This window comes from Salmonella sp. 32120201201600049SM (genome assembly GCF_017572835.1).
GTDB lineage: Bacteria > Pseudomonadota > Gammaproteobacteria > Enterobacterales > Enterobacteriaceae > Salmonella > Salmonella enterica.
On the sequence record NZ_JAGESA010000036.1, the window covers coordinates 1 to 516 of the forward strand.

1 protein-coding gene is annotated in these 516 nt (G+C 64.3%); it reads right to left on the reverse strand.

The annotated features are described in order from the left end of the window. On the reverse strand, positions 1-478 hold a 478-nt coding region (locus tag J4650_RS22675; protein WP_208231564.1), incomplete at its 3' end, for a DsbE family thiol:disulfide interchange protein. Positions 479-516 lie beyond the last annotated feature (38 nt).

Below are 516 nucleotides of genomic sequence, written 5' to 3' on the forward strand. Positions count from 1 at the left end.
CATGGCGGTAGCGGATAATCCCCCTGCCGTCGATGAGGAAGGTTTCCGGCGCGCCGTACACGCCCAGGTCCAGCCCCAGCATCCCGTCGCTGTCCGATAAACTCAGCGCATACGGGTTGCCCAGTTCTTTTAACCAGGCCACCGCCTTCGCCCGGTCGTCCTTATAGTTCAGCCCCACCACCCGGATACCCTGCGCGGCCAGCCGGTTCAGGTACTGATGCTCGGCGCGGCAGGTCGGGCACCAGGTGGCCCAGACGTTAAGCAGCACCGGTTTCCCCTGCGTCAGCACCTCCGCCTCATAGTACTGACCCGGCGTCTCCAGCGATTCCAGGCGGAACGCCGGCACCGGCTTTCCGGTCAGCGCCGATTCGAGATTCGTCGGGTCATCGCCCTGCGCGTTGCGCGCCAGCTGCCACAGCAGCGCCGCGGCAATCAGCAGAAAAATCAGCAGCGGTAATAACAGTACGTTGCGTTTCATCCGGCCTCCGGCAATGGTTTACGGCGGCGGTAGCGCGG